This window comes from Arthrobacter sp. BK1 (assembly GCF_056680055.1).
The window spans coordinates 4,072,014-4,093,289 of the sequence record NZ_CM155263.1; the positions used below are offsets into that span (position 1 = coordinate 4,072,014).

Annotated in this window: 22 protein-coding genes, 1 tRNA gene and 1 other RNA gene; 13 read left to right on the top strand and 11 right to left on the bottom strand. The window is 65.3% G+C overall.

The features are described from left to right. The first annotated feature begins 91 nt into the window (after positions 1-91). Positions 92-925, top strand: coding sequence for an oxidoreductase (locus AC1MCA_RS18630; protein WP_479799793.1), 834 nt, complete (start codon positions 92-94; stop codon positions 923-925). A 27-nt stretch (positions 926-952) separates the two neighbouring features. Here AC1MCA_RS18630 and epsC read toward each other — a convergent pair whose 3' ends face one another. The 3 genes from epsC to msrA form a co-directional block, all read right to left on the bottom strand. Beyond that, a complete protein-coding gene (epsC, locus tag AC1MCA_RS18635; protein WP_108598454.1) occupies positions 953-1,537 on the bottom strand; it encodes a serine O-acetyltransferase EpsC in 585 nt (194 codons plus the stop codon). A 40-nt stretch (positions 1,538-1,577) separates the two neighbouring features. Next, positions 1,578-2,513, bottom strand: a complete 936-nt coding sequence (gene cysK / locus AC1MCA_RS18640; protein WP_108598453.1) for a cysteine synthase A — start codon at positions 2,511-2,513, stop codon at positions 1,578-1,580. Between the two features lie 65 nt (positions 2,514-2,578). Beyond that, on the bottom strand, positions 2,579-3,103 hold the full coding sequence (gene msrA / locus AC1MCA_RS18645; protein ID WP_479799795.1) for a peptide-methionine (S)-S-oxide reductase MsrA: 525 nt from the start codon (positions 3,101-3,103) through the stop codon (positions 2,579-2,581). A gap of 121 nt (positions 3,104-3,224) precedes the next feature. Between msrA and AC1MCA_RS18650 the strand changes: the two genes are divergently transcribed. From AC1MCA_RS18650 to AC1MCA_RS18660, 3 genes are all read left to right on the top strand, one after another. Beyond that, positions 3,225-4,148, top strand: coding sequence for a Nif3-like dinuclear metal center hexameric protein (locus AC1MCA_RS18650; RefSeq protein WP_479799796.1), 924 nt, complete (start codon positions 3,225-3,227; stop codon positions 4,146-4,148). Between the two features lie 97 nt (positions 4,149-4,245). Continuing rightward, positions 4,246-4,983, top strand: a complete 738-nt coding sequence (locus AC1MCA_RS18655; protein WP_479799797.1) for a zinc ribbon domain-containing protein — start codon at positions 4,246-4,248, stop codon at positions 4,981-4,983. Then, the gene (locus AC1MCA_RS18660) at positions 4,974-5,501 is read left to right on the top strand and encodes a DinB family protein (protein ID WP_479799798.1); all 528 of its coding nucleotides are present in this window, start codon (positions 4,974-4,976) and stop codon (positions 5,499-5,501) included. Before AC1MCA_RS18655 ends, AC1MCA_RS18660 begins: the two co-directional genes overlap by 10 nt. On the opposite strand, the gene AC1MCA_RS18665 is transcribed toward AC1MCA_RS18660, so the two are convergent. Further along, positions 5,490-6,275, bottom strand: coding sequence for a YaaA family protein (locus AC1MCA_RS18665; protein WP_479799799.1), 786 nt, complete (start codon positions 6,273-6,275; stop codon positions 5,490-5,492). The two genes, AC1MCA_RS18660 and AC1MCA_RS18665, sit on opposite strands and share 12 nt — an antisense overlap. Before the next feature lie 57 nt (positions 6,276-6,332). Between AC1MCA_RS18665 and rnpB the strand changes: the two genes are divergently transcribed. From rnpB to AC1MCA_RS18685, 4 genes are all read left to right on the top strand, one after another. Continuing rightward, an RNA gene (gene rnpB / locus AC1MCA_RS18670) (RNase P RNA component class A) lies at positions 6,333-6,724 on the top strand. A gap of 270 nt (positions 6,725-6,994) precedes the next feature. Further along, positions 6,995-8,473, top strand: coding sequence for a glyceraldehyde-3-phosphate dehydrogenase (locus AC1MCA_RS18675; RefSeq protein WP_479799800.1), 1,479 nt, complete (start codon positions 6,995-6,997; stop codon positions 8,471-8,473). A gap of 80 nt (positions 8,474-8,553) precedes the next feature. Further along, positions 8,554-8,763 (top strand): hypothetical protein, encoded by a 210-nt coding sequence (locus AC1MCA_RS18680; RefSeq protein ID WP_108600010.1) that lies wholly within the window; start codon positions 8,554-8,556, stop codon positions 8,761-8,763. Positions 8,764-8,865: 102 nt separating this feature from the next. Further along, positions 8,866-9,663: an HNH endonuclease family protein gene (locus AC1MCA_RS18685; RefSeq protein WP_479799801.1), complete on the top strand. Its 798-nt coding sequence runs from the start codon at positions 8,866-8,868 to the stop codon at positions 9,661-9,663. Here the strand turns inward: AC1MCA_RS18685 and def are convergent. The 3 genes from def to orn all read right to left on the bottom strand — a co-directional run bounded on the left by def (position 9,660) and on the right by orn (position 11,174). Next, the gene (def, locus tag AC1MCA_RS18690) at positions 9,660-10,232 is read right to left on the bottom strand and encodes a peptide deformylase (protein WP_108600008.1); all 573 of its coding nucleotides are present in this window, start codon (positions 10,230-10,232) and stop codon (positions 9,660-9,662) included. The two genes, AC1MCA_RS18685 and def, sit on opposite strands and share 4 nt — an antisense overlap. Positions 10,233-10,348: 116 nt before the next feature. Next, positions 10,349-10,421 (bottom strand) — tRNA-His (locus tag AC1MCA_RS18695). A gap of 129 nt (positions 10,422-10,550) precedes the next feature. Further along, positions 10,551-11,174: an oligoribonuclease gene (gene orn, locus AC1MCA_RS18700; protein ID WP_108600007.1), complete on the bottom strand. Its 624-nt coding sequence runs from the start codon at positions 11,172-11,174 to the stop codon at positions 10,551-10,553. A 161-nt stretch (positions 11,175-11,335) separates the two neighbouring features. Here orn and mptB point away from each other — a divergent pair, with 161 nt between their 5' ends. Both mptB and AC1MCA_RS18710 read left to right on the top strand, forming a co-directional pair. Next, a complete protein-coding gene (gene mptB, locus AC1MCA_RS18705; protein WP_479799803.1) occupies positions 11,336-12,892 on the top strand; it encodes a polyprenol phosphomannose-dependent alpha 1,6 mannosyltransferase MptB in 1,557 nt (518 codons plus the stop codon). Between the two features lie 122 nt (positions 12,893-13,014). Further along, positions 13,015-13,695, top strand: a complete 681-nt coding sequence (locus tag AC1MCA_RS18710) for a hypothetical protein (RefSeq protein WP_479799805.1) — start codon at positions 13,015-13,017, stop codon at positions 13,693-13,695. Positions 13,696-13,717: 22 nt separating this feature from the next. Here AC1MCA_RS18710 and AC1MCA_RS18715 read toward each other — a convergent pair whose 3' ends face one another. The 3 genes from AC1MCA_RS18715 to AC1MCA_RS18725 are packed head-to-tail and all read right to left on the bottom strand — an operon-like array spanning position 13,718 to position 16,344. Further along, the gene (locus tag AC1MCA_RS18715; protein WP_479799807.1) at positions 13,718-14,455 is read right to left on the bottom strand and encodes a DNA alkylation repair protein; all 738 of its coding nucleotides are present in this window, start codon (positions 14,453-14,455) and stop codon (positions 13,718-13,720) included. Between the two features lie 9 nt (positions 14,456-14,464). Further along, on the bottom strand, positions 14,465-15,229 hold the full coding sequence (locus tag AC1MCA_RS18720) for an alpha/beta hydrolase (protein WP_479799809.1): 765 nt from the start codon (positions 15,227-15,229) through the stop codon (positions 14,465-14,467). A 2-nt stretch (positions 15,230-15,231) separates the two neighbouring features. Then, positions 15,232-16,344 carry a LacI family DNA-binding transcriptional regulator gene (locus AC1MCA_RS18725; protein ID WP_479799810.1) on the bottom strand — a complete coding sequence of 371 codons (1,113 nt, stop codon included), beginning with the start codon at positions 16,342-16,344 and terminating at the stop codon, positions 15,232-15,234. A gap of 178 nt (positions 16,345-16,522) precedes the next feature. On the opposite strand from AC1MCA_RS18725, the gene AC1MCA_RS18730 reads away from it, so the two are divergent. The 3 genes from AC1MCA_RS18730 to AC1MCA_RS18740 are packed head-to-tail and all read left to right on the top strand — an operon-like array spanning position 16,523 to position 19,742. Further along, a complete protein-coding gene (locus AC1MCA_RS18730) occupies positions 16,523-17,692 on the top strand; it encodes a Gfo/Idh/MocA family protein (protein WP_479799811.1) in 1,170 nt (389 codons plus the stop codon). Next, positions 17,692-18,906: a dihydrodipicolinate synthase family protein gene (locus AC1MCA_RS18735; protein ID WP_479799812.1), complete on the top strand. Its 1,215-nt coding sequence runs from the start codon at positions 17,692-17,694 to the stop codon at positions 18,904-18,906. Before AC1MCA_RS18730 ends, AC1MCA_RS18735 begins: the two co-directional genes overlap by 1 nt. Next, positions 18,903-19,742 (top strand): sugar phosphate isomerase/epimerase family protein, encoded by an 840-nt coding sequence (locus AC1MCA_RS18740; RefSeq protein ID WP_479799814.1) that lies wholly within the window; start codon positions 18,903-18,905, stop codon positions 19,740-19,742. Before AC1MCA_RS18735 ends, AC1MCA_RS18740 begins: the two co-directional genes overlap by 4 nt. Before the next feature lie 110 nt (positions 19,743-19,852). On the opposite strand, the gene AC1MCA_RS18745 is transcribed toward AC1MCA_RS18740, so the two are convergent. After that, the gene (locus AC1MCA_RS18745; protein WP_479799816.1) at positions 19,853-21,274 is read right to left on the bottom strand and encodes an FGGY family carbohydrate kinase; all 1,422 of its coding nucleotides are present in this window, start codon (positions 21,272-21,274) and stop codon (positions 19,853-19,855) included. Positions 21,275-21,276 lie beyond the last annotated feature (2 nt).

Genomic DNA, 21,276 nt, shown 5'->3' on the forward strand with positions numbered 1-21,276 from the left:
ACCTGCGGCCGGAACTTCCCGGATACTCTGGGAGGTGCCGGCCGTTGGCGTTCGGCGCCACCATAGGTGTCCGTCCACCAAGGGAGTCCACATGTCCCAGCCAGTAGCGTTAGTTACGGGAGCTTCCACCGGCATCGGCTACGAGGCGGCCAGGAAGCTCAGCGGCCAGGGCTTTACGGTCTATGCCGGCGCCCGCCGGGTGGACCGGATGGAGCCCCTTAAGGCCATGGGCATCCATGTCCTGGCGCTGGACGTGACCGACGACGAATCGATGCGTGCCGCCGTCGGACGGGTTCTGGAGGAACGCGGGCGGATCGATGTCCTGGTCAACAACGCCGGCTATGGGTCGTACGGGGCCCTGGAACAGGTGGACCTGGCCGAGGGCAGGCGCCAGTTCGATGTCAACGTCTTTGGGCTGGCCCGGATGACGCAACTGGTGTTGCCGGCCATGCGGGCGGCGGGCCGGGGCAGGATCATCAATGTATCCTCCATCGGCGGCAAGTTCTACGAGCCGCTGGGCGCGTGGTACCACGCCACCAAATTCGCCGTCGAGGGCATGAGCGATTCGCTCCGGCTGGAGCTCAAGCCGCATGGAATCGAGGTCTGCATCATTGAACCGGCCAGTACGCTCAGCGAATGGGGCCGCATTTCCGCGGACGGCCTGCTGGCCAGCAGCGGCGAAGGCCCGTACGCGGACCAAGCCAGGCACATGGCGGCCGTCCTGGCCACCACCAACAAGCCTGAATCGTCAACCCGGCCGGAGATCATCGCGGAAGCCGTGCTGCATGCAGCCACTTCAGCGCGCCCCAGGACCCGCTATCCGGTGGGCAGGGGAGCGGCAGCCATCCTCGCTCTCAGAAGGCTGCTGCCGGACCGCCTTTATGACGCGGCAGTGACCCTGGTACTCAAGCGCATCGCAGACTAAACCGAGGTTCGACCGCTCGGTGAATCCTCAGATCCGGTACTCGATGTCGTATTCGGCGGGATCCACTGCCGGCTTTGTTTCGCGCTGCGCGTCCCGGTGACGCCATTTGGCGGGCACGCCGGTCACGATCGACTCCGGCGGAGCGTCCTTGACCACTACGGCGTTGGCGCCCACGGCGCTGTCCCGGCCGATGGTGATGGGCCCCAGGATCTTCGCACCGGCACCGATGGTCACCCGGTCCTCAATGGTGGGATGGCGCTTGACCTTGGCCAGCGACCGGCCGCCGAGCGTTACGCCGTGATAGATCATGACGTCTTCGCCGATCTCGGCGGTCTCGCCGATCACCACACCCATGCCGTGGTCGATGAAGAAGCGGCGGCCAATGGTGGCTCCGGGGTGTATTTCGATTCCCGTCAGGAAGCGGCCCAACTGGGACACCAGCCGTGCCGGGAAGCGAAGCCCTGGATTCCGCCACATTTTGTGCGTCAGGCGGTGGATCCAGATGGCATGAAGCCCTGAATATGCGAAAAAGTTCTCAAAAGAACCCCGGGCCGCCGGGTCGTGCGACCGGGCGGCGTCGAGGTCTTCTTTTAGTCTTGCGAAAAAGCCCACAAAGTTCTTTCTACAGGAAATGGGGCCGACAGCTGTTGAATCAGCCGCGGATATCGTCATAGAGCACGGTGGAGATGTAACGCTCTCCGAAGTCACAGACGATGGCGACGATCAGCTTACCGGCGTTCTCCGGCCGCTTGGCCAGTTCCAGGGCGCCCCAGACGATGGCGCCTGAGGAGATGCCGCCCAGGATGCCTTCCTTGACGCCGAGCTCGCGCGCGACCCGTACGGAGTCCTCCAGGGTTGCGTCCAGGACTTCGTCGTAGACGTTGGTGTCCAGGATTTCCGGGATGAAGTTGGCGCCGATGCCCTGGATCTTGTGCGGTCCGGGAGCGCCGCCGTTCAGGATGGCGGAATCCTTCGGTTCGATGGCGACGATCTGGACTTCCGGCTTGCGTTCCTTCAGGACCTGGCCGACGCCGGTAACGGTGCCGCCGGTGCCGATGCCCGCGACGAAGATGTCCACCTTGCCGTCGGTATCGGACCAGATTTCCTCGGCCGTGGTGGTGCGGTGGATCTCGGGGTTGGCCTCGTTGGCGAACTGCTGGGCCCAGATGGAGTTCTCCGTGTTGGCCACGATTTCCTGGGCCTTCTCCACGGCGCCGCGCATTCCCTCGGAGCCCGGCGTCAGGACGATTTCCGCGCCAAAGGCCCGGAGCATCACGCGGCGTTCGGTGGACATGGTCTCCGGCATGGTCAGGATGACCTTGTACCCGCGGGCAGCGCCCACCATGGCCAGGGCGATGCCGGTGTTGCCGGAGGTGCCCTCAACAATGGTGCCGCCCGGCTTGAGGGCGCCGGACTTTTCGGCGGCGTCGACGATGGCCACGCCGATGCGGTCCTTGACGCTGTTGGCCGGGTTGTAGAACTCAAGCTTGACGGCGACGGTAGCGTCCAGGCCTTCGCTCAGTCGGTTCAGACGGACCAGCGGGGTGCCGCCGACCAGCTGCGTAACATCGTCATAGATCCGTGCCATGTAGATATGCCTATCTCTCAAGTGTGAATACTGAGGTCAGCCTAACGAGGGGGGTGCGGCGGCTGCTAAGCATTAAGCCATGCAGAGTAATATTTCCTGGCCTTGGCGAGTTTCGGGTTGATGATCACCTGGCAGTAGCCCTGCTCCGGGTACTTGGCGTAATAGTCCTGATGGAAATCCTCCGCCACATGGAACCGCGGCAGCCGGCTGACCTCGGTCACGATCGGGTGTGCCCACAAAGCCTGGTTCCGCTCGATGGCTTCCTCGAAGAGGATCTTCTCCTCAGTGGCCTCATAGAACATGGAAGACCGGTACTGGGTGCCGACGTCGTAGCCCTGCCGGTTCAGCGTGGTGGGATCGTGGAGGGCGAAGAACATGTCCAGGATGACTTCGGCGGGAATGACATCCTCATCGAACGTGACGGCTACAACTTCGGCGTGGCCGGTGGTTCCGCTGCAGACCGAGTAGTAATCGGGGTTGGGATCGTGGCCGCCGGTGTAGCCCGAAACCACCGAGCTCACACCTTTGGTTTTCTGGTACACGGCGTCAAGGCACCAGAAGCAGCCTCCGCCAAGAACAAAAGTTTTCATGACCTCTTCAATGGTTGAGCGTCCCGGATGATTCCCGGGCCCACTTTACGGGAGTGTTCCCGATACCGATGGGACCGTCCCACATGCAGGCGGGAACGCCGGATGGGGTAAAACTGAGTCTATGGAACCTGTAGACACCGGCCTCAAAGATGCGGACAAGCTCGCCGACGACGCCGCGTCCGGGGACGAGGCGCCAGCGCAGCAGCCGGCACCGCCCACCTTGGGACAGCTCCTGCTGGCCGTGGAAGAACTCTGGCCGGAGTCCCTGGCTGAAAACTGGGACGAAGTGGGACTCGTGGCGGGCCGCCCATCGGCGCCGGTCACGCGCGTGATGTTCGCCGTTGATCCCACACTCGAGGTGATTGACGAAGCCGTGGAATGGGGCGCCGAGCTGCTGATCACCCACCACCCGCTGCTCCTGAAAGGCGTCACCTCCGTGGCCGCCACCACCGCGAAGGGGCAGGCCATCCACCGGCTCATCGAGTCCGGGACCGCATTGCTGACGGTGCACACCAACGGTGATTCCGCCGTCGGGGGCGTTTCGGATGTCCTGGCCGACGCTTTGGGCCTGGAAGGCGTTGTCCCGCTGACGGTTGCCGCCAACGGACTGCCCGAGGAGGGCATCGGGCGTGTCGGTGACCTGCCGGAGGTGATGAGCCTGGGGGATTTCGCGGCGAGGGTATTCGGCATCCTGCCGTCGGTGGCCGGGGGAGTGCGGGTCTCCGGGGACAAAGACGGGCTGGTACGCCGGATTGCGGTCTGCGGTGGCGCGGGCGACTCCCTGTTCAACGAGGTCCGGGCCAGCAATGCGGACGTCTACGTGACCGCCGACCTCCGTCACCATCCCGCCTCGGAGGCGCGCGAAGCTGCGGTGAACGGCCGCCCGTACCTTATTGACGTCTCGCACTTCGCCAGCGAATGGCTGTGGTTGCCTGCCGCGGCGTCGGCGTTGGGTAACGTGCTCGCCGATCAGGGGCACGATGTGGAGATTCAGGTGAGCAGCACCAACAGTGATCCGTGGGACTTCATTCTGACTCCGGGCTAGGCCAAGGCGAGGCAGGGGAGCAGGCCAGGCGCTAGAGTCTATAGAGCGCCTGCAGGGTGCCCGGCTCCGGCCGGCAGGGATCAAGCGGAGGTATCAGTTGGCTAAGGCAGCACCGGCGGAACAGTTGAAGTTGCTCGAACTGCAGGGGCTGGACGCGAAGCTCAAGTCCCTCTCAAACCGCCGCCGGGCCCTTGAATCCGATCCGCGGATCGAGGACCTCCAGTCCGCCCTGTCCGTGGCGAACGGCGAACTCGGGGCAGCCAAAATGGCCGTCCACGACGCCGAAACAGAACTCAAGCGGTCAGAGGCCGACGTCGAACAGGTCGCCTCCAGGATCGCGCGCGACGAAGCGCGCCTCAACAGTGGAACCGGGCTGTCCAAGGACCTGGTGGCCCTGCAAAAGGACCTCGTCTCGCTCAACAAGCGCCGCTCGGACCTTGAGGACGTGGAGCTGGAAGTGATGGACCGGCTTGATTCGCTTCGCGCAAGGCAAGCAGCACAGCAGGAGATCGTGGACAGGATCCAGGGCTCCTTCGCCGGAATCCGCGCCGAGCTCGACGAGGCCCTGGCCGAAGTTGAAGCGGAAGCCACTGTGGTTCGCGGCAAGCGGGCCGAATTCGCCACCGGACTGGACGCCGGGATGCTCGCTGTATACGACAAGACCCTGGCCAAACGGGGAGTGGGCGCCGCCCGGCTGTTCCACGGAACCTCTGAAGCGTCCGGGATGAAGCTGAGCCCCGGCGACCTCGCCGAGATCAAAGCCGCAGCCGAGGATGACATCGTGTTCTGCCCGGACTCGGGCGCCATCCTGGTGCGCTCCGCCGAGTGGAACTGACGCCCACGAAGGAACAGCTCCTGGCGGAGTACGGCCGGACCCGCCGGGAACTTCAGGCCTGGCTGGAAAAAGCCACAGCAGAGGACCTTCGCCGCAGGAGCAACGGCACGAAGTGGACCAATGAGGAACTGCTGTTTCACATGGTGTTCGGATACATGGTGGTCCGCGCACTCCTGCCCCTCGTCCACCTCATCAGCAGGTTGCCCCGGCCGTTCGGTAAAGGGTTCGCCGCGGCTTTGAACGCCGTGACGGGGCCGTTCAACGTCGTAAATTACTGGGGCTCCCGGGCCGCCTCGACGTTCTATAACCGCCGGCGGATGGGCCGGAAAATGGATATAACCATCGCGTCCCTGGCCCGGCGGCTCGACCGTGAGACGCCGGTGTCACTGGCCCGGTCGATGCCGTTTCCGGACCGTTGGGATCCCTTTTTCGCTTCCCGGATGACGGTCAACGACGTTTATGCCTACCCGACACTCCACTTCGACTTCCACGCAAGGCAGCTGAGCCTACAGGAGTGACCTCGGTCCCTGGCCGCGCAGGATGATGTTCAGGGCGTGCGGTTTCCGCGCTGAACCGTCCACCAGTTCAGCCTCCCACTTTTCGCCGGCGGCCTTCAGCAGTTGCGACGGCGTCTGCGGGGCTTTTCCGCGGCGGACCAGCAGGTGCCGCGCCAGTTCTCCGCGGGTGTGCTTGGCAAAATGGCTGACCACCTTGCGCACGCCGTCCATCTCGCTGAAAACGTTGACGGCCACCGTCTGCTCCGGCGGCGGCGCCCAGGCTGCCGAATAGGAGCTGGAGCGGCAGTCCACCAGCAGGTGTCCGGTCGATGCCTCGGCGAGGGCCTCCGAAAGCTGCGGCTTCCAGAACGAGGCGAGGCGGCCGACGTCGGGCAATGCCGTTCCCATCGACAACCGGTAGGCCGGGACACTGTCCCCGAAGCGGATGGCGCCCCAGAGTGCGGAAATCACCAATATTGCCTCATCCGCCTTCCGGCGCTGTCCCGGCGTCAGTGTTTTGTAGCCGAGGGCGTCATACAAAACGCCTGAATAGATCTGGTGGGCAGGAGCCGCCGGTTCCGCATGCAGCCGGGTATTGCGTTCGACGTCGTCCTTCAGTGATGCGCCGACGCCCAGCAGTGCGAGGGCATCCTCGTGGGCGCTCACCGTTCCCAGGGACTCGAGGACCTTGGCGCGGTACGTGTTGAGTACCGGAAAGCTCAGGGAAGGCCAGTCGACGGCGGATCCGCGGACCGCGGGGGTCTTGCCTTCGGAGGGGGGAAGCAGAATCAGCACCGTACGATCCTACCGGCGCCGGTGGCGCCCCCTTCCGACGGTAGACTGGACGGCGGATGGGTTGACCAGGCGGCCGCGCGTCACGCAAGTGGCTCGAGGAACGTCCGGGCTCCGCAGGGCAGGGTGGTGGGTAACGCCCACTCGGGGTAACCCGCAGGCCAGTGCCACAGAGAACAGACCGCCTGCTTCGCGCCGGTTTGAAAGCGGCACGACGCAGGTAAGGGTGAAACGGTGGTGTAAGAGACCACCAGCTTCCCGGGTGACCGGGAAGGCTAGGTAAACCCCACCCGGAGCAAGGCCAGACAGGACACGTTTGAGGGCTGCCCGCCCGAGTGTCCGGGTAGGCCGCTGGAGGGCGTCGGCAACGGCGTCCGTAGATGGATGGCCGCTACTCCCGCGCTGGTAACGGCACGGGAGCACAGAACCCGGCGTATCGGTCAACCCATCCATCACACCCGACCGCCGTTTAAGGGCCCGCCGTGTGTGAGTGACTTCACTCCGGCAGGGGCGTTCCAAGGGTCGCCGCCAGCCTAGAATGGAGACTGAACGTAGAAGTTCTGCCACCGGAGCTGCGTTCGCACCCGGTGGTTTTTCTTTGCGCTTCTCCACGGCGTCCGGGGTGGACCGAATCCCCGATGACGCTTGCGCCCCGGAGCACCTCCGGCGGCCGACAACCGCATACGAGGACGTATTGCGGCTGACCCGAGGAAGGTAGTTCTGTGAGCCAGACATCAGATTCTTGTCTTGATACGTGGATGGGCCGGGAGGCTCTCGCCGAGGCCATGATTCCGGTGATCGGCCGGCTGTACCGTGAAAACAACGTGGTGACCAGCATTCACGGCCGCAGCCTGATCAACAAGTCCACCATGAACATCCTGAAGGCGCACCGTTTCGCCCGCCGCATGAGCAAGGACGAGCTGCTCCTGGAAGAAACCGCGCCGCTGTTGAACACCCTGGCCGGCCTGGAACTCGGCGCTGCTGCGATCGACATTGCCCGCCTCAACCAGAAGTTCAAGGCCGAAGCCAACGGCGCCACCCTTGAGGAATTCCTCCGTGCCGAACTGGCCGAGGTTGTTGGCCGGCGCGGCGCCGACGACCGCACCAGCACCGACGTCGTCCTCTACGGCTTTGGCCGGATCGGCCGCCTGCTGGCCCGCCTCCTGATCGAAAAGGCAGGCGGCGGCCACGGCCTGCGCCTGCGCGCCATCGTGGTGCGCCGCGGCTCGGACAAGGACCTCACCAAGCGCGCCAGCCTGCTGCGCCGCGACTCCGTCCATGGCTCCTTCGAAGGCACCATCCGCGTTGACGAAGAAGCCAACACGATCACCGCCAACGGTGTCCAGGTGCAGGTCATCTACTCGGACAACCCCGCAACGATCGACTACACCGCCTACGGCATCCACAACGCACTGGTGGTGGACAACACCGGCCGCTGGCGCGACGCCGAGGGCCTGTCCCAGCACCTGCAGAGCAAGGGTGTTGCCCGCGTTCTCCTCACGGCGCCGGGCAAGGGCGCGCTGAAGAACATTGTGCACGGCATCAACCACGGCAGCATCGAGGATACGGACCAGATCGTCTCCGCTGCCTCCTGCACCACCAACGCCATCACCCCGGTCCTGAAGGCCATCAACGACAAATTCGGTGTGATCCACGGTCACGTTGAGACGGTCCACTCCTTTACGAACGACCAGAACCTGATCGACAACTTCCACAAGGGCGACCGCCGCGGCCGCTCCGCGGCACTGAACATGGTCATCACCGAAACAGGAGCGGCCACTGCCGTAGCGAAGGCACTGCCCGAACTCCAGGGCAAGCTTTCGGGCAGCTCAATCCGCGTCCCCACCCCGGACGTCTCGCTGGCCATCCTGAACCTCAGCCTGGAAAACGGCACCACCAAGGACGAGGTGAACGACTACCTGCGCCAGATGTCCCTGCATTCGGACCTGCGCAAGCAGATCGATTACATCGATTCGCCCGAGGTTGTCTCAACTGACTTCGTCGGCTCACGCCGTGCCGGCATCGTGGACGGCCTCGCCACGATCTCGAACGACAAGAACGTCATTCTCTACGTCTGGTATGACAACGAGTTCGGCTACAGCTGCCAGGTGGTCCGGGTCATGGAGGAGATGGCCGGGGTCAACCCGCCCTCATTCCCTGCCAAAGAGTCTGCCGCTGCCCTGGCCGCAATCGCCGTCTGATCCGGCGCGCCTGCCAGGCTGCCTGGATATTCCCGGCTGATTCGCTGGAATCAGCCGGGAATCGGGACCACACTGGTGGCATGGAAAATGACTCAACCCTGCAGCATGAGACCACCCTCGAACACGCCCTTGACGTCGCAAAAGCCAACCACAAGGAAGCCGTGCGGCTCCTGGAGCAGGCACGTGCTGCGAGGAGCGCCGGGGACGTCGGCGAGGACAGGGTACGCCAACTGGAATCCCTCCTCAAGCTTGCCGAGGAAGATCTCCGGCGGGTAGCCCGGGAGCAGTAGACCCGTCCCACTGTTCCTCCCCACTGTGGATATCCGTCCGGATGTCAGTGGGGTGACCTAGGCTCTTCTGGTGCATGATCTTTCCCGAAGGGCCGGTAGCCCATGACTGTGAGTTGGGGTGCGTACCGCCGTGCCCGCCGGCGCTCCAGGCAGGCGTGGGCAGTACTGGTGCTGCTGGCCGTGTCCCTGGTGGCGTCGGGCGTTTGGTTTTTCACTGCAGGACAGTTCGCAGCTGCCGAACCGGCCGTCGCCGGACCCTCGGAGGTGCCCGTCTTTGACGGGACCTTCATGAAGCCGGTGGTGCCGGTCAAGCCTGTACCGCAGGGGAGTGCGCTGGCTGCCCTTGAGGGGCTTGCCGTCAAGGGGCGTGCACCGAAGGACAATTACCAGCGGGAGGCCTTCGGGCAGGCCTGGCTGGACGTGGACCGGAATGGCTGCGATACCCGCAACGACATCCTGCGCCGCGACCTCACTGCCGTGGTATTCACGGAAGGCTCCACATGCCGTGTAGCTTCCGGCGCCATCCACGAGCCCTACATCGGGCAGGCGGTGGAGTTCCGCCGCGGATCTGAAAGCAGCAAGGAAATCCAGATCGACCACGTGGTTGCCCTCGGTGACGCGTGGCAGAAGGGCGCCCAGGGGCTGACGTCCAAACAACGCCAAAGCTTCGCCAATGACCCCCTGAACCTGATAGCCGCGGACGGTCCCGCCAACCAGCAGAAGAGCGCGGGGGACGCCGCTACCTGGCTGCCCAAGAACAAGAACTTCCGCTGCCACTATGTTGCCCGGCAGATCTCGGTCAAAGCCTCTTACTCGCTATGGGTCACGCAGCCGGAAAAGGATGCGATGAAGCGGGTCCTTGACTCCTGCCCGGACCAGGCCACCATCATGGCAGGTTAATGGCCGAACGGGTCCGGATCCACACCCGGCATCCAGGTAAGCCCCGGAACTCCCCACCCGCTCTTTTTGGCCTGTTTCATTGCTTTCCTGGCGTAGCGGTCCAGCAGACGGTTGACGTAAAGCTTACCGTCCAGGTGGTCGTACTCGTGCTGGATCACCCGGGCAAACCATCCGGTCGCTTCGAATTCAACGGGCTTTCCGTTGCCGTCAAAGCCCTGCACCCGGGCCCACTCCGCGCGTTTGAGCGGGTACTGGCCGCCGGGGAACGAGAGGCAGCCTTCTTCCTCTTCATCAGGGTCCGGCAGGGCGCCGGAGACCTTGGACAGCGTCAGGACAGGGTTTACCAGGACACCGACGGGCGGGGCGCCGTCGTCGTTGGCGTATTTGTAGACGAAGATGCGCTTGCCCACCCCTACCTGGGGAGCCGCCAGGCCAACGCCATTAGCGGCGTCATTGGTTTCAAACATATCCGCGATCAGGGTGCGTAGTTCGTCGTCGAACACCTCCACCTCGGCGGCGCGGCGGTGCAGCACCGGTTCGCCCCAGATGGTGATCGGCAGAACTGTCATGTCAGGCGGCCCTTCGTGCGTGCGGCGTGACGCCGGCTTTTGTGCAAAAAAATGGAGGCCGCACCGGATATCCGATGCGGCCTCCTAACAAACGGCTGATGGTGCCGTCCTACAAGGGTGAGCTACGGGGGTTGAACCCGCGACCTCCTGGACCACAACCAGGCGCTCTGCCAACTGAGCTAAGCCCACCACGTGCCTCGAAGATTCCCGGGTGATCCGGTCCTCTGGAAAGGCAACTCAAATAGCTTACCTGCTCTTGGAGGCTGCTTGCGCCACTTTTAGGCTTTTCGCCAAAATTTCCCTAAAACGTGGCGGAGATTACTGTTCCGGATCGGCCGTCCCGCCGGTGATGCGCTTGGCGATGTCCCGGGCCGTGACGCTGTCCGGTCCCGGGGCGGGGACAAAAACCGCCTCGCGGTAGTAGCGGAGTTCATCAATGGAGTCCTGGATGTCGCCCAGGGCGCGGTGACCGCCCTTCTTGGCCGGAGACTGGAAGTATGCCCGCGCAAACCAGCGCCGGGACAGTTCCTTGATGGTGCTCACATCGATCACACGGTAGTGCAGGTGCTCCACAACAGCCGGCATGTCGCGGGAGAGGAACACGCGGTCGGTCCCCACGGAGTTGCCGCCCAGCGGTGCCTTGCGCGGGTCCGGTACCCACTTTTCGATGTACTCCATCACCGCGGCCTCGGCTTCGGCCATGGTCTTTCCGTGCGGGAGTTCCTTGAGGAGGCCGGACCGGGTGTGCATGTCCCGGACGAAGTCGTTCATCTGGGCCAGGGCGGCGTCCTCGGGCTTGATCACCACATCCACCCCGTCGCCGAGGATGTTCAGCTCGGAGTCCGTCACCAGGGCAGCGACCTCGATCAGGGCGTCGGTCTTGATGTCCAGGCCGGTCATTTCGCAGTCGATCCAGACGATGCGTTCGTTAGATATAGGCACCGGACCAGCCTACCGTTACGCCCCGGCACAACCGTCCGATGCTAGGATTTCGGGTACAGAGGGGCGTGGACGTGGCCGCTGTGCTGTGCCTTCGAGGCCGGGCCGCACACGCGCCCGCCGGGGCCGAAGCGCTGACTGCGAAGAGAATGGACGATCCTGAGATGACGGCGCCTGTGCCTGCAACGGGGGAGAGGGCCGCCACTGTGATCCCCGGGTCCGCTGCAGCGGAAGTGGACAACGCCAGATCCCCGATCCTTGCCGGGTTCCTGGGCTCGGTCCTGATGATGATCGGGTCGCTGGGCGTCGGCTGGTTGGCGCCGGTCTCTGAACTCCGCCGTATGCCGGTCTTCATCTGGATGCGCACCGAGGCCGTGGGGGTTGCCCTGGCCATCGTGCTGCTTGCCGTCGGCGGAATGCTCCTGGTCCGGTCATGGCTGCGGCTGGGCCAGCGGGTCCGCGTCTGGGGACCCCAGGCACGCACAGCTAGCCTTCAGGCCGTGGCCGCCTGGGGCCTGCCGATGATGTTTACCGTCCCCCTGTTCAGCCGTGATGTCTACGCCTATATCGGCCAGGGCAGGCTGATGGTGGAAGGGTTTAATCCTTACGAGAACGGCATCTCTGCGCTTTCGAACTACTTCCAGCTCGGCGCTGACAAAATGTGGACCGAAGCTCCCGTGCCCTACGGCCAGCTGTTCCTGTGGATAGAGCAGTTCGTGGTCTGGTCCACCAACGTCCACCCCGAGGCCAGCGTGATGCTGTTCAGGCTGGTTGCCCTTGCCGGTGTGGTGCTTTGCGTCATTTACGTGCCAAAGCTCGCCGAACTCCACGGCGTCAATCCGCACCGGGCCCTGTGGCTCACCGCGGCCAACCCCTTGTTCCTGACGAACTTCATTGCCAGTGTCCACAACGATGCCCTGATGATCGGCCTGGCCCTCGCGGGGCTGTACTACTCCGCCACCCGGCGCCCGGTGCTGGGCATCTTCCTGGTGACCCTGTCCATTGCGGTTAAGCCCATCACCATCGTCTTCCTGCCGTTCATCGGACTCCTCTGGGCGGGGAAGAACGCCGGCTGGTCCAGGAAGTTGGTTTTCTGGACCCTCACGGCAGGACTGAGCCTGGCTATTCTCTATGGCCTGAGCCTGGTCAACGGCTTCGGCTTCGGCTGGATCAACGGGTTGTCCGCCCCCGGCAGCATCTTCATCTGGTACGCGCCGGTGGGGCTCGTGGGGTTGGTGGTTGCCACCATCTCGAACGCATTCGGCCTTGATGGCTGGACCCTGGCGGGCTGGGTGTTCGACGCCGGGAAGCTGCTCGCCGTGGGGATCGTCGCCTTTCAGATCTTCAAGGGTGACCACGACCGCCTGATGCGCCGGCTGACGCTGGCTTTTGCGGCTGTGGTGGTCCTGGCGCCCATGATCCAGTCCTGGTACGTGGTCTGGCTCATCCCCTTGTTTGCGGTGACCGGCATCCGCAACGACTGGCAGGTCAAGGCGTTGTACTTCATCGTCTCGTTCTTCATGATCTACGCCATTTCGGACCAGTTGGAGGTTTTCCCTTACCTCCAGACCGAGGACCTGGGCCTCGCCCTCGTCCTGGCCCGGGTCGCTGCAGCGGTGACAGGCCTGTTGTTTGGCCTGTATCTCATTTTCTGGGATCCGCGCACCCGCAGCCTGTTCCGCAAGACCCACGACCCCGTCGTCGAACGCCCCGTTCTTTAGCGCGCCGGCGGATGGTTTCAGCAGATCAGCACTCCCTTCCTTTCTGACGGGGCTTTCGACTCTTCTGCAGGCACTGTGCCGGGCCTAGAGTCGAAGCATCCCGGTTCATGAGGAGGTGCCTGATGGGCAGTTCACAGCAGATGGGGACCGGAAGGGCCGTGCGGACCGTGGTGGGCGTCTTCGGACTGCTGGCGTCCTTGGCCGGCATGGAACATGGGCTGGGAGAGATACTCCAGGGGCCGGTGGCGCCCGATGGCGTGATGATCCGTTCCTGGCCCGGGCACGAGGCGTTCGAGACCATGGGCGGCGAGCCCGCGATGACCCTGATCCCCAACCTGTTGGTTTCCGGAGTCCTCACAATAGTGGTCTCCGCCGTGTTCGCAGTCTGCGCGGTCACCGGGGTCCAGCGCCGGCGCGGATCCATGGTGCTGATCGGGCTTTCGCTGCTGCTGCTGGCAGTGGGCGGTGGGTTCGGACCGCCGTCGCTGGGTGTGATCCTCGGCGTCGGGGCATCGGGACTGGTGGTTCCTTCGCGGACGCCGGGCGGGTTTATCCGCGTGATGGCTAGGATTTGGCCGTGGGCACTGGGCGCCGGTGTGGCAGGTTACCTGGGATTGGTTCCGGGTACCCTGCTCCTGCACACGGTGTCGGGACCACCGCCGATGGCCCTGGTGTACGGGCTCATAGTGGCTGCCTTCGGCGGGGTGATATTGGCGCTGGCCGGGGCCCGCGCCGCCAACCGGCTCGAGGCCTGGCCCGCCCCGGCCCGGCCCCCGCGCCCGAGGTCCGGGACATTGCGCTGACGCGGGCATTCGAGGCGTCCAGTCAGCCTTCCATGGAGAGGGCAGGAGAATCCGGCAGGTTCCGGAGTGCTTCCTTCCTGGACAGCGGACTCAGCCGCGTGCCGAGCTCTGCGACGAAGCCGCGGACCCACTCGGGATCGGTTTTGGCGTATTCGCGTAAGGCCCAGCCGACCGCCTTCCGGATGAAGAACTCCGGGTCGGCCAGGTTTGGTTCGATGACAGCCCGTAACAGGTCCCTGTCGGTGCGGGTTTTGGCCTTCAGCTGAGATGTGATCGAGGCCCGCCGGATCCAGAAATCCGCGTCCCTGCTCCAGTCGAGCAATACCGCGGTCATCAGGGGACGGTGGGACTCCAGCAGCCCGCACAGGCGGTGCGTTACGCCGTCCACGAAATCCCACCAGGCTCCGGTACGGATGATTTCTTCGTAGACGGGGAGCATCAGGGGATCACCGGCCACCATTCGAAGCCCTGTGAGGTCGATCGCCGCGTACCGCTCCTCCCTGGCTGAGGCTGTACGCCAGAGTTCGAGCACCGTGGAGCGGAGCTGGCCGGCGGACGTGAACGGATGGGCAGCGGCAGCGGCGAGGACCAGTTGCCTCACTTCCGGCACCCTGACGCCGCGGGAGGGCAGGCTGGACTTCATATACGCCTGGACACCGGACGCACGCACCGGGTCCGCCCGTGCCAACAGTTCAGCCCGGACTGCGTCCAGCACGTCAGCGTTGGGCGCTTCCGCGGCGGGCAGTTTGTTCTCCGGCATGGGAAAACTCTAAGGGCTGACGGCGCTGCCTGCGGCGGGCTCCTGAACCCACCCCATTCGGTCGAGCCAGGCCGCGCACAGGGCTGTCCACTGGTCCGGCCCGGGAACGTCCGCGGCAAGGCCAATGCCATGGCGTCCGTGCGGGAACACATGGAGTTCGGCCGGCACTCCGGCGCGGGCCAGTGACGCGGCATAGGCGAGGCTGTGATGGACAGGCACCGCTTCGTCGTCGGCCGTGTGCCAGATATAGGCAGGCGGGGTGGTGGCGGTGACATGGAGTTCGGCGGACATCCCGCGCAGCAGATCGTCCGACGGCGACACTCCGAGCAGGTTGTCCACTGACCCCTGATGGGGCTCAGCCAGGCAGGACACCACGGGGTAGCACAGGACTGTCAGATCCGGGACCGCTGCCCGGACATCCAGGATGCCACTCCCGGTGGCAGCCGCCGTCGACAGGGTTGCGGCCAGGTGGCCTCCCGCAGAGAAGCCCAAAACCCCCACCCGCGAACCGTCCACGTCGAGCCCAAGGGCACCTTCGCGGATGCGCAACATGGCTTCCTTTGCATCCTCGAGCGGGGCCGGGTGCCGGTGTGGAGCGACCCGGTACCGCAGAACGTACGCGTGGATACCCAGGCCGGCGAGCCAGCCGGCCACAGGTTCCGCTTCGTGGTCGGCCTGGCGTGCATACCCTCCGCCGGGGAGGACCAGTACTGCAGGCCGGGGTCCGGTGTGGCGACCGCGGGCAGGGACCGCTGTGAATGAGCCGGGGCGCATCCTCAGGCGACTGTCTCGGTGCTGCGACGCAGGGTGACCTGGCCGGTGACAGGAGCCAATGAGGCAGCGTTGCCGTCCTTGCCCGCTGCGCGGCGGGCTGCCTGCCGGCCGATTTCCTCCAGCGGAAGATGGACGGTGGAAAGGGCCGGGCGGAAATCCCTGAGGGTCTCGATGTCGTCAAAACCTGCCACGGCGGCGTCGCGGGGGATCCGCAGTGCCTGGGATCGCAGGGCGGCTGCGGCTCCGATCGCCATCACGTCATTGACAGCGAAAATACACAGCGGCGCCGCCGGGCCTTCAGCCGGGGCGGCCGGGGGCGAATCGCCTTCCGCTGCGGTGGTGACCGCTGATTTGACCGCTTTGATGCGCGCGGCAAGCGTGAGCCCGGCGTCGAAGCCGCCGGACCGATTAAAGGCAGTCCTCAAAACCTCCGCTGCCGGCCGGCCGGCCGCCTTCAACCCCTGCTGGAAACCCCGGATCCGGTCATCGGAGGTGAGCAGACCCTCCGGACCGCCAATAATGACAAAGCCGCCGGCGCTGATGGCGGCAAGTTCGGCAGCGAGCTCCGCGGCCAGTTCTTCATTAGGTACCTGAACCACGTGGTAACCCTCTTCAGCGCTGGCGCCAACTACCGCGTGACCAACAACTGCGACCTGACCGCCGTTGCGGCAGTAGCGGTCCAGTTCGGCGGCGAGTTCGGCGTTGCCTTCCTGGTCTTCGGGACGGGCCATCCTGGAGCCGGCAATCACGATCGAATCAGCCCGCCGGGCGGCGAAGGCCGCCACGGCCTCCTTCTCACTTTCCGGGGCCCCTTCAGTACTGGCCAGCAGCACCATCTTGCGCTGTTCACGGGCGGCTTCCTGAACGCCGCGGGCGATCGCGGAGAAGTAGGGATCGGCAATGTCATGCACGATCAGCCCGATGAGTCCGGAACTGGATTTGGCCAGTCCCTGGGCCTGCGCGTTGGGAATGTAGCCGAGGGATTCTGCAGCCTGGCGCACCCGGTCCGCAATGTCCTTGCCGGGCGTGCGGGCTGACCCGTTCAGGACGCGTGAAGCTGTGGCCGGCGAGACACCGGCCAGCCGGGCCACCTCGGTAAGGGTGCTTGCAGCCACGGCATCTCCTGTTGTTGTCGTCGTTCGGCGCTGGTCACGCTGGATTCAGTATGGCAGTTTGAGACTGCTTGGGGAAAGCGCTTGCCAAGTGACGATCGGGTGGTGCATCATGGTTGCAGTGGGAATGCGCTTTCCCAAATCAGCTTGAGTAACACTGCTCACTCACCGTGGAGGACACATGGGCTTCGAAACTAAGACGATCCGTATCGCCATGAATGGCATCACCGGCCGGATGGGTTACCGCCAGCACCTGCTGCGTTCCATCCTTCCCATCCGTGATGCCGGCGGCTTCACCCTGGAGGACGGTACCCGCGTCCAGGTCGAACCCATCCTGGTAGGCCGCAACGAAGCCAAAATCCGCGAACTCGCCGAACTGCACAAGGTGTCCGAGTGGACCACGGACCTCGACTCCGTCATCAACGACCCCACCGTTGACATCATCTTTGATGCCTCGATGACGAGCCTCCGTGCCGCCACGCTGAAGAAAGCAATGCTGGCCGGCAAGCATATTTTCACCGAGAAGCCCACGGCTGAGACCCTCGAAGAGGCTATTGAACTGGCCCGGATCGGCAAGGAAGCCGGCGTCACAGCAGGCGTTGTGCACGACAAGCTGTACCTGCCCGGCCTGGTCAAGCTGCGCCGCCTCGTGGACGAAGGCTTCTTCGGCCGTATCCTCTCCATCCGTGGCGAATTCGGCTACTGGGTCTTCGAAGGCGACGTCCAGGCGGCCCAGCGCCCGTCCTGGAACTACCGCAAGGAAGACGGCGGCGGAATGACCACGGACATGTTCTGCCACTGGAACTACGTCCTTGAAGGCATCATCGGCAAGGTCAAGAGCGTCAATGCCAAGACGGCCACCCACATCCCCGCGCGCTGGGACGAAGCAGGCAAGGAATACAAGGCAACGGCCGACGACGCCTCGTACGGCATCTTCGAGCTCGAGACCCCGGACGGCGAGCCCGTCATCGGCCAGATCAACTCCTCCTGGGCCGTCCGGGTCTACCGCGACGAACTGGTCGAGTTCCAGATCGACGGCACCCACGGTTCCGCCGTGGCCGGCCTGAACAAGTGCGTTGCCCAGCAGCGCGCACACACCCCCAAGCCGGTCTGGAACCCGGACCTGCCCGTCACCGAGTCCTTCCGCAGCCAGTGGCAGGAAGTCCCGGCCAACGCGGAGCTGGACAACGGCTTCAAGCTGCAGTGGGAGGAGTTCCTCCGCGACGTCGTCGCCGGCCGCGAGCACCGCTTCGGCCTGCTGTCCGCTGCCCGCGGCGTCCAGCTTGCTGAACTGGGCCTGCAGTCCAACGACGAACGGCGCACCATCGACATCCCGGAGATCACGCTCTGATGACTTCCCTGATCCTTCCCTCCAGCGACGGCGGCACCCGCGAGTACCGCCTCCAGGGCGGCACATCGTGGGCGCGTCCCACTGCCCCGCTCACCGCCCGCCGAGCCTACGCCGCCGCGCACGTGATCCCCGAGGTCCTGGGCGACAACACACCCGGCGCTCCCGCCAGCCTCGACTGGGACGCCACCATGGCATACCGCCACGAACTCTGGTCCTATGGCCTCGGCGTCGCCGATGCCATGGACACGGCCCAGCGCGGAATGGGACTTGACTGGGCAGCCACCCAGCAGCTCATCAAGCGCACCGGTGTGGAGGCAGCCTCGGTGGCCTCCTCCGGTAACGCCGCAACCGCCGGCAAGACGGTGCGGGACCTCGTCGCCTGTGGTGCCGGCACGGACCAGCTCGACATTGCTGCCCTGCCCGCCGGAGAGGCCGGACTTGCTGCCGTACTCGATGCCTACCGCGAGCAGATCGCCGTCGTGTCCGAAGCCGGACCAAAGGTCATCCTGATGGCCTCCCGCGCCCTGGCGAAGGTTGCCGGCGGACCGGACGATTACCTCAAGGTGTACTCCACCCTGCTCCAGGAAGTGGACCAGCCTGTCATCCTGCACTGGCTTGGAACGATGTTCGATCCCGCCCTGGCCGGCTACTGGGGGTCAGATGATGTGGCACAGGCGACCGAAACGTTCCTCTCCCTGATCCGCGACAACGCGGACAAGGTTGACGGCGTCAAGGTTTCCCTGCTCGACGCCAGCCACGAGGTATCCCTCCGCGCAGTCCTGCCCGAAGGCGTCCGCCTCTACACCGGGGACGATTTCAACTACCCCGAACTGATCGACGGCGACGGAGGCCACCACTCGGATGCCCTGCTGGGGATCTTCGCGGCCATCTACCCGGCTGCTTCCGTCGCGCTGCAGCACTACGACGCCGGCAACGGCGTCAAGGCGCGCGAAATCCTGGACTCCACGCGGGAACTGGGCAAGCACATCTTCAGCGCACCCACGTTCTACTACAAGACCGGGATCGCCTTCATGTCCTGGCTCAACGGCAAGCAGCCTGGCTTCCAAATGGTGGGCGGCCTGCACTCCGGCCGGTCCGTATGCCACCTGGCCAGGACGTTCGAACTCGCCGACCAGGCGGGGCTGCTGAAGGACCCGGCACTGGCCGCATTCCGGATGTCCGACTACCTGCGCATCAACGGAGTGGGAGTATGAGCGACTTCTCCCGCCTCGCGATCAACAGCGCCACCACGAAAAAATGGACCCTCGCCCAGGTTGTTGACGGTTGCGTCAACGCCGGTATTCCATCGATCGGGCCTTGGCGTGACCGCGTTGAAGAAGCCGGCCTGGACAAAGCGGCACGCCTGATCAAAGACGCGGGTCTCCGGGTCTCGTCCCTGTGCCGTGGCGGCTTCCTGACCGCTGCCGATGCCGAGGGGCAGGCCGCCGCGCTGGCCGACAACCGGGCAGCCATCCTGGAGGCCGTGGCCCTGGACACCAAGGAACTGTTCCTGGTGGTCGGCGGCCTGGCGCCGGGGGAAAAGGACGTGGTGGCCGCGCGCCGGCGCGTCGCCGACCGCCTCGCCGATCTGGCGCCTTTTGCCCACGAGAACGGTGTCCGCTTGGTATTGGAACCGCTGCACCCGATGTACGCCGCGGACCGTGCGCTCATCTCCACGTTGGGGCAGGCGCTGGACCTTGCGGCACCCTTCGACGCCTCCACAGTGGGGGTCGCCGTCGATACCTTCCACGTCTGGTGGGACCCGGAGCTCAAGGCCCAGATCGCGCGGGCCGGCCGGGAGGGCCGGATCGCCTCCTACCAGGTGTGCGACTTCAACATGCCCATTGCCGCCGATCCGCTGCTGTCGCGCGGTTACATGGGCGACGGCGTTGTGGACTTCGCCACCATCGGAAGCTGGGTGCGCGAGGCAGGCTACTCCGGCGACATCGAGGTTGAAATCTTCAATCAGGAGATCTGGGACACGGACGGCAACACCGTCCTGGCCACGGTCAAGGAGCGGTATGCGGAGCTTGTGCTTCCTTACGTCTGACCTGATTCAGACCGCGGGCTCCTGCTAACGTCACGGCAGGAGCCTGCGCCCCACCAGCAAAAGGACCTGCACCGTTCACGGTGCAGGTCCTTTTGTGTTCCCGGCAGGAACTATGCGAGATAGGCGGCAGCGTGCCTCCGGTATCTGGCCAGGATGCCGCCGTCGGACGTTTCCACCGGCAGCTCAACGCCGCTGCGGGGCCAGTCCGGGAAGGCGCGGGCCAGCACCGCGGCTGCCTGGCGGGCTGCGCCGTCGGCCACGTATTCGCCGGGCGTCGGAACAAACGCGGGCAGGCCCAGCAACCGGCTGGCGGCCTGCTGGACCGCTGCCGACTGCGCGCCGCCGCCCACCAGGATGACCCGGCGGGCATCCACACCCTGTGCCTGCAGGGCGGCCAGGCCGTCAGCGAGGGAACAGACCACGCCCTCGACGGCGGCGCGCGCCAGGTTTGCGGGGGTGTAGTTGGAGCGGGTGATGCCGTGCAGGGAGCCGGCGGCCTCGGGAAGGTTCGGGGTACGTTCGCCGTCGAAGTAGGGGACGAGCGTCAGTCCGCCGGCTCCCGGAGCGGCCGCCAGTGCCAGTTCGTTGAATTCCGCCAGGCTGACATCCAGCAGTGCTGCGGTGGCATCGAAGACCCGTGTTGCGTTCAGGGTGCAGGCGAGCGGCAGGAAGTTGCCCGTGGCGTCGGCGAATCCTGCCACCAGCCCGGACTCGTCGGCTGCCGGCGTGGCCGAGACCGCAAAAACGGTGCCGGACGTGCCCAGCGACATCACCACGTCGCCCACCCCCGCGCCGACCCCGAGGGCGGCGGCGGCGTTGTCCCCCGCGCCCGGGCCGATGACCGCCCCTTCCGGGGTCTTTCCCGAAGTGTCCAGGGGGCCGACGACGGCGGGAAGCCGGGGGACGTGGCCCAGGGACTTTTCCAGTGCATCAGGAAGGTACTGGCCGGTGGATGCAGCGAAGTAGCCGGTGCCCGATGCGTCGGAGCGGTCGGTCCGGAGGGCCGCCAGGCCTGCCTCACCGCTGCCCGGGCCGAACCCTGCCAGCCGCCAGGACAGCCAGTCGTGAGGAAGGCAAACGGCTGCAACGCGGGCTGCATTGTCCGGTTCGTTTTCGGCAAGCCAGCGCAGCTTGGTGATGGTCAGCGACGCCACCGGGACCGTTCCCGTGGCACCGGCCCAGTAGCGGGCCCCCTGGCGAGGATCGCCGCCGCCTGCTTCCCGGACCAGGTCCAGCGCGGCTGGGGCGCTCCGGTTGTCGTTCCAGAGCAGGGCCGGGCGGATCACCTCCCCGTCAGCGTCCAGGCAGACCATGCCGTGCTGCTGCCCGCCCACGGAGACTGCACTGACGTCGCTGAGGCCACCGGCCTGGGCGATCGCTTCCTGGAGGGCGTTCCACCAATGGTCGGGGTGCACTTCGGTGCCCTCGGGATGGCCGGTGCGTCCCTGGCGGAGGAGCTCACCGGTGGCTGCATCGCGGATCACCACCTTGCAGGACTGGGTGGAGCTGTCGATGCCGGCAACGATTCCCATGG

Coding starts and splice junctions, on each gene's coding strand:
- AC1MCA_RS18630 (WP_479799793.1), top strand. CDS start 92: ATGTCCCAGCCAGTAGCGTTAGTTACGGGAGCTTCCACCGGCATCGGC.
- cysK (WP_108598453.1), bottom strand. CDS start 2,513: ATGGCACGGATCTATGACGATGTTACGCAGCTGGTCGGCGGCACCCCG.
- msrA (WP_479799795.1), bottom strand. CDS start 3,103: ATGAAAACTTTTGTTCTTGGCGGAGGCTGCTTCTGGTGCCTTGACGCC.
- AC1MCA_RS18650 (WP_479799796.1), top strand. CDS start 3,225: ATGGAACCTGTAGACACCGGCCTCAAAGATGCGGACAAGCTCGCCGAC.
- AC1MCA_RS18680 (WP_108600010.1), top strand. CDS start 8,554: ATGGAAAATGACTCAACCCTGCAGCATGAGACCACCCTCGAACACGCC.
- AC1MCA_RS18685 (WP_479799801.1), top strand. CDS start 8,866: ATGACTGTGAGTTGGGGTGCGTACCGCCGTGCCCGCCGGCGCTCCAGG.
- def (WP_108600008.1), bottom strand. CDS start 10,232: ATGACAGTTCTGCCGATCACCATCTGGGGCGAACCGGTGCTGCACCGC.
- mptB (WP_479799803.1), top strand. CDS start 11,336: ATGACGGCGCCTGTGCCTGCAACGGGGGAGAGGGCCGCCACTGTGATC.
- AC1MCA_RS18710 (WP_479799805.1), top strand. CDS start 13,015: ATGGGCAGTTCACAGCAGATGGGGACCGGAAGGGCCGTGCGGACCGTG.
- AC1MCA_RS18715 (WP_479799807.1), bottom strand. CDS start 14,455: ATGCCGGAGAACAAACTGCCCGCCGCGGAAGCGCCCAACGCTGACGTG.
- AC1MCA_RS18720 (WP_479799809.1), bottom strand. CDS start 15,229: ATGCGCCCCGGCTCATTCACAGCGGTCCCTGCCCGCGGTCGCCACACC.
- AC1MCA_RS18730 (WP_479799811.1), top strand. CDS start 16,523: ATGGGCTTCGAAACTAAGACGATCCGTATCGCCATGAATGGCATCACC.
- AC1MCA_RS18735 (WP_479799812.1), top strand. CDS start 17,692: ATGACTTCCCTGATCCTTCCCTCCAGCGACGGCGGCACCCGCGAGTAC.
- AC1MCA_RS18740 (WP_479799814.1), top strand. CDS start 18,903: ATGAGCGACTTCTCCCGCCTCGCGATCAACAGCGCCACCACGAAAAAA.
- AC1MCA_RS18745 (WP_479799816.1), bottom strand. CDS start 21,274: ATGGGAATCGTTGCCGGCATCGACAGCTCCACCCAGTCCTGCAAGGTG.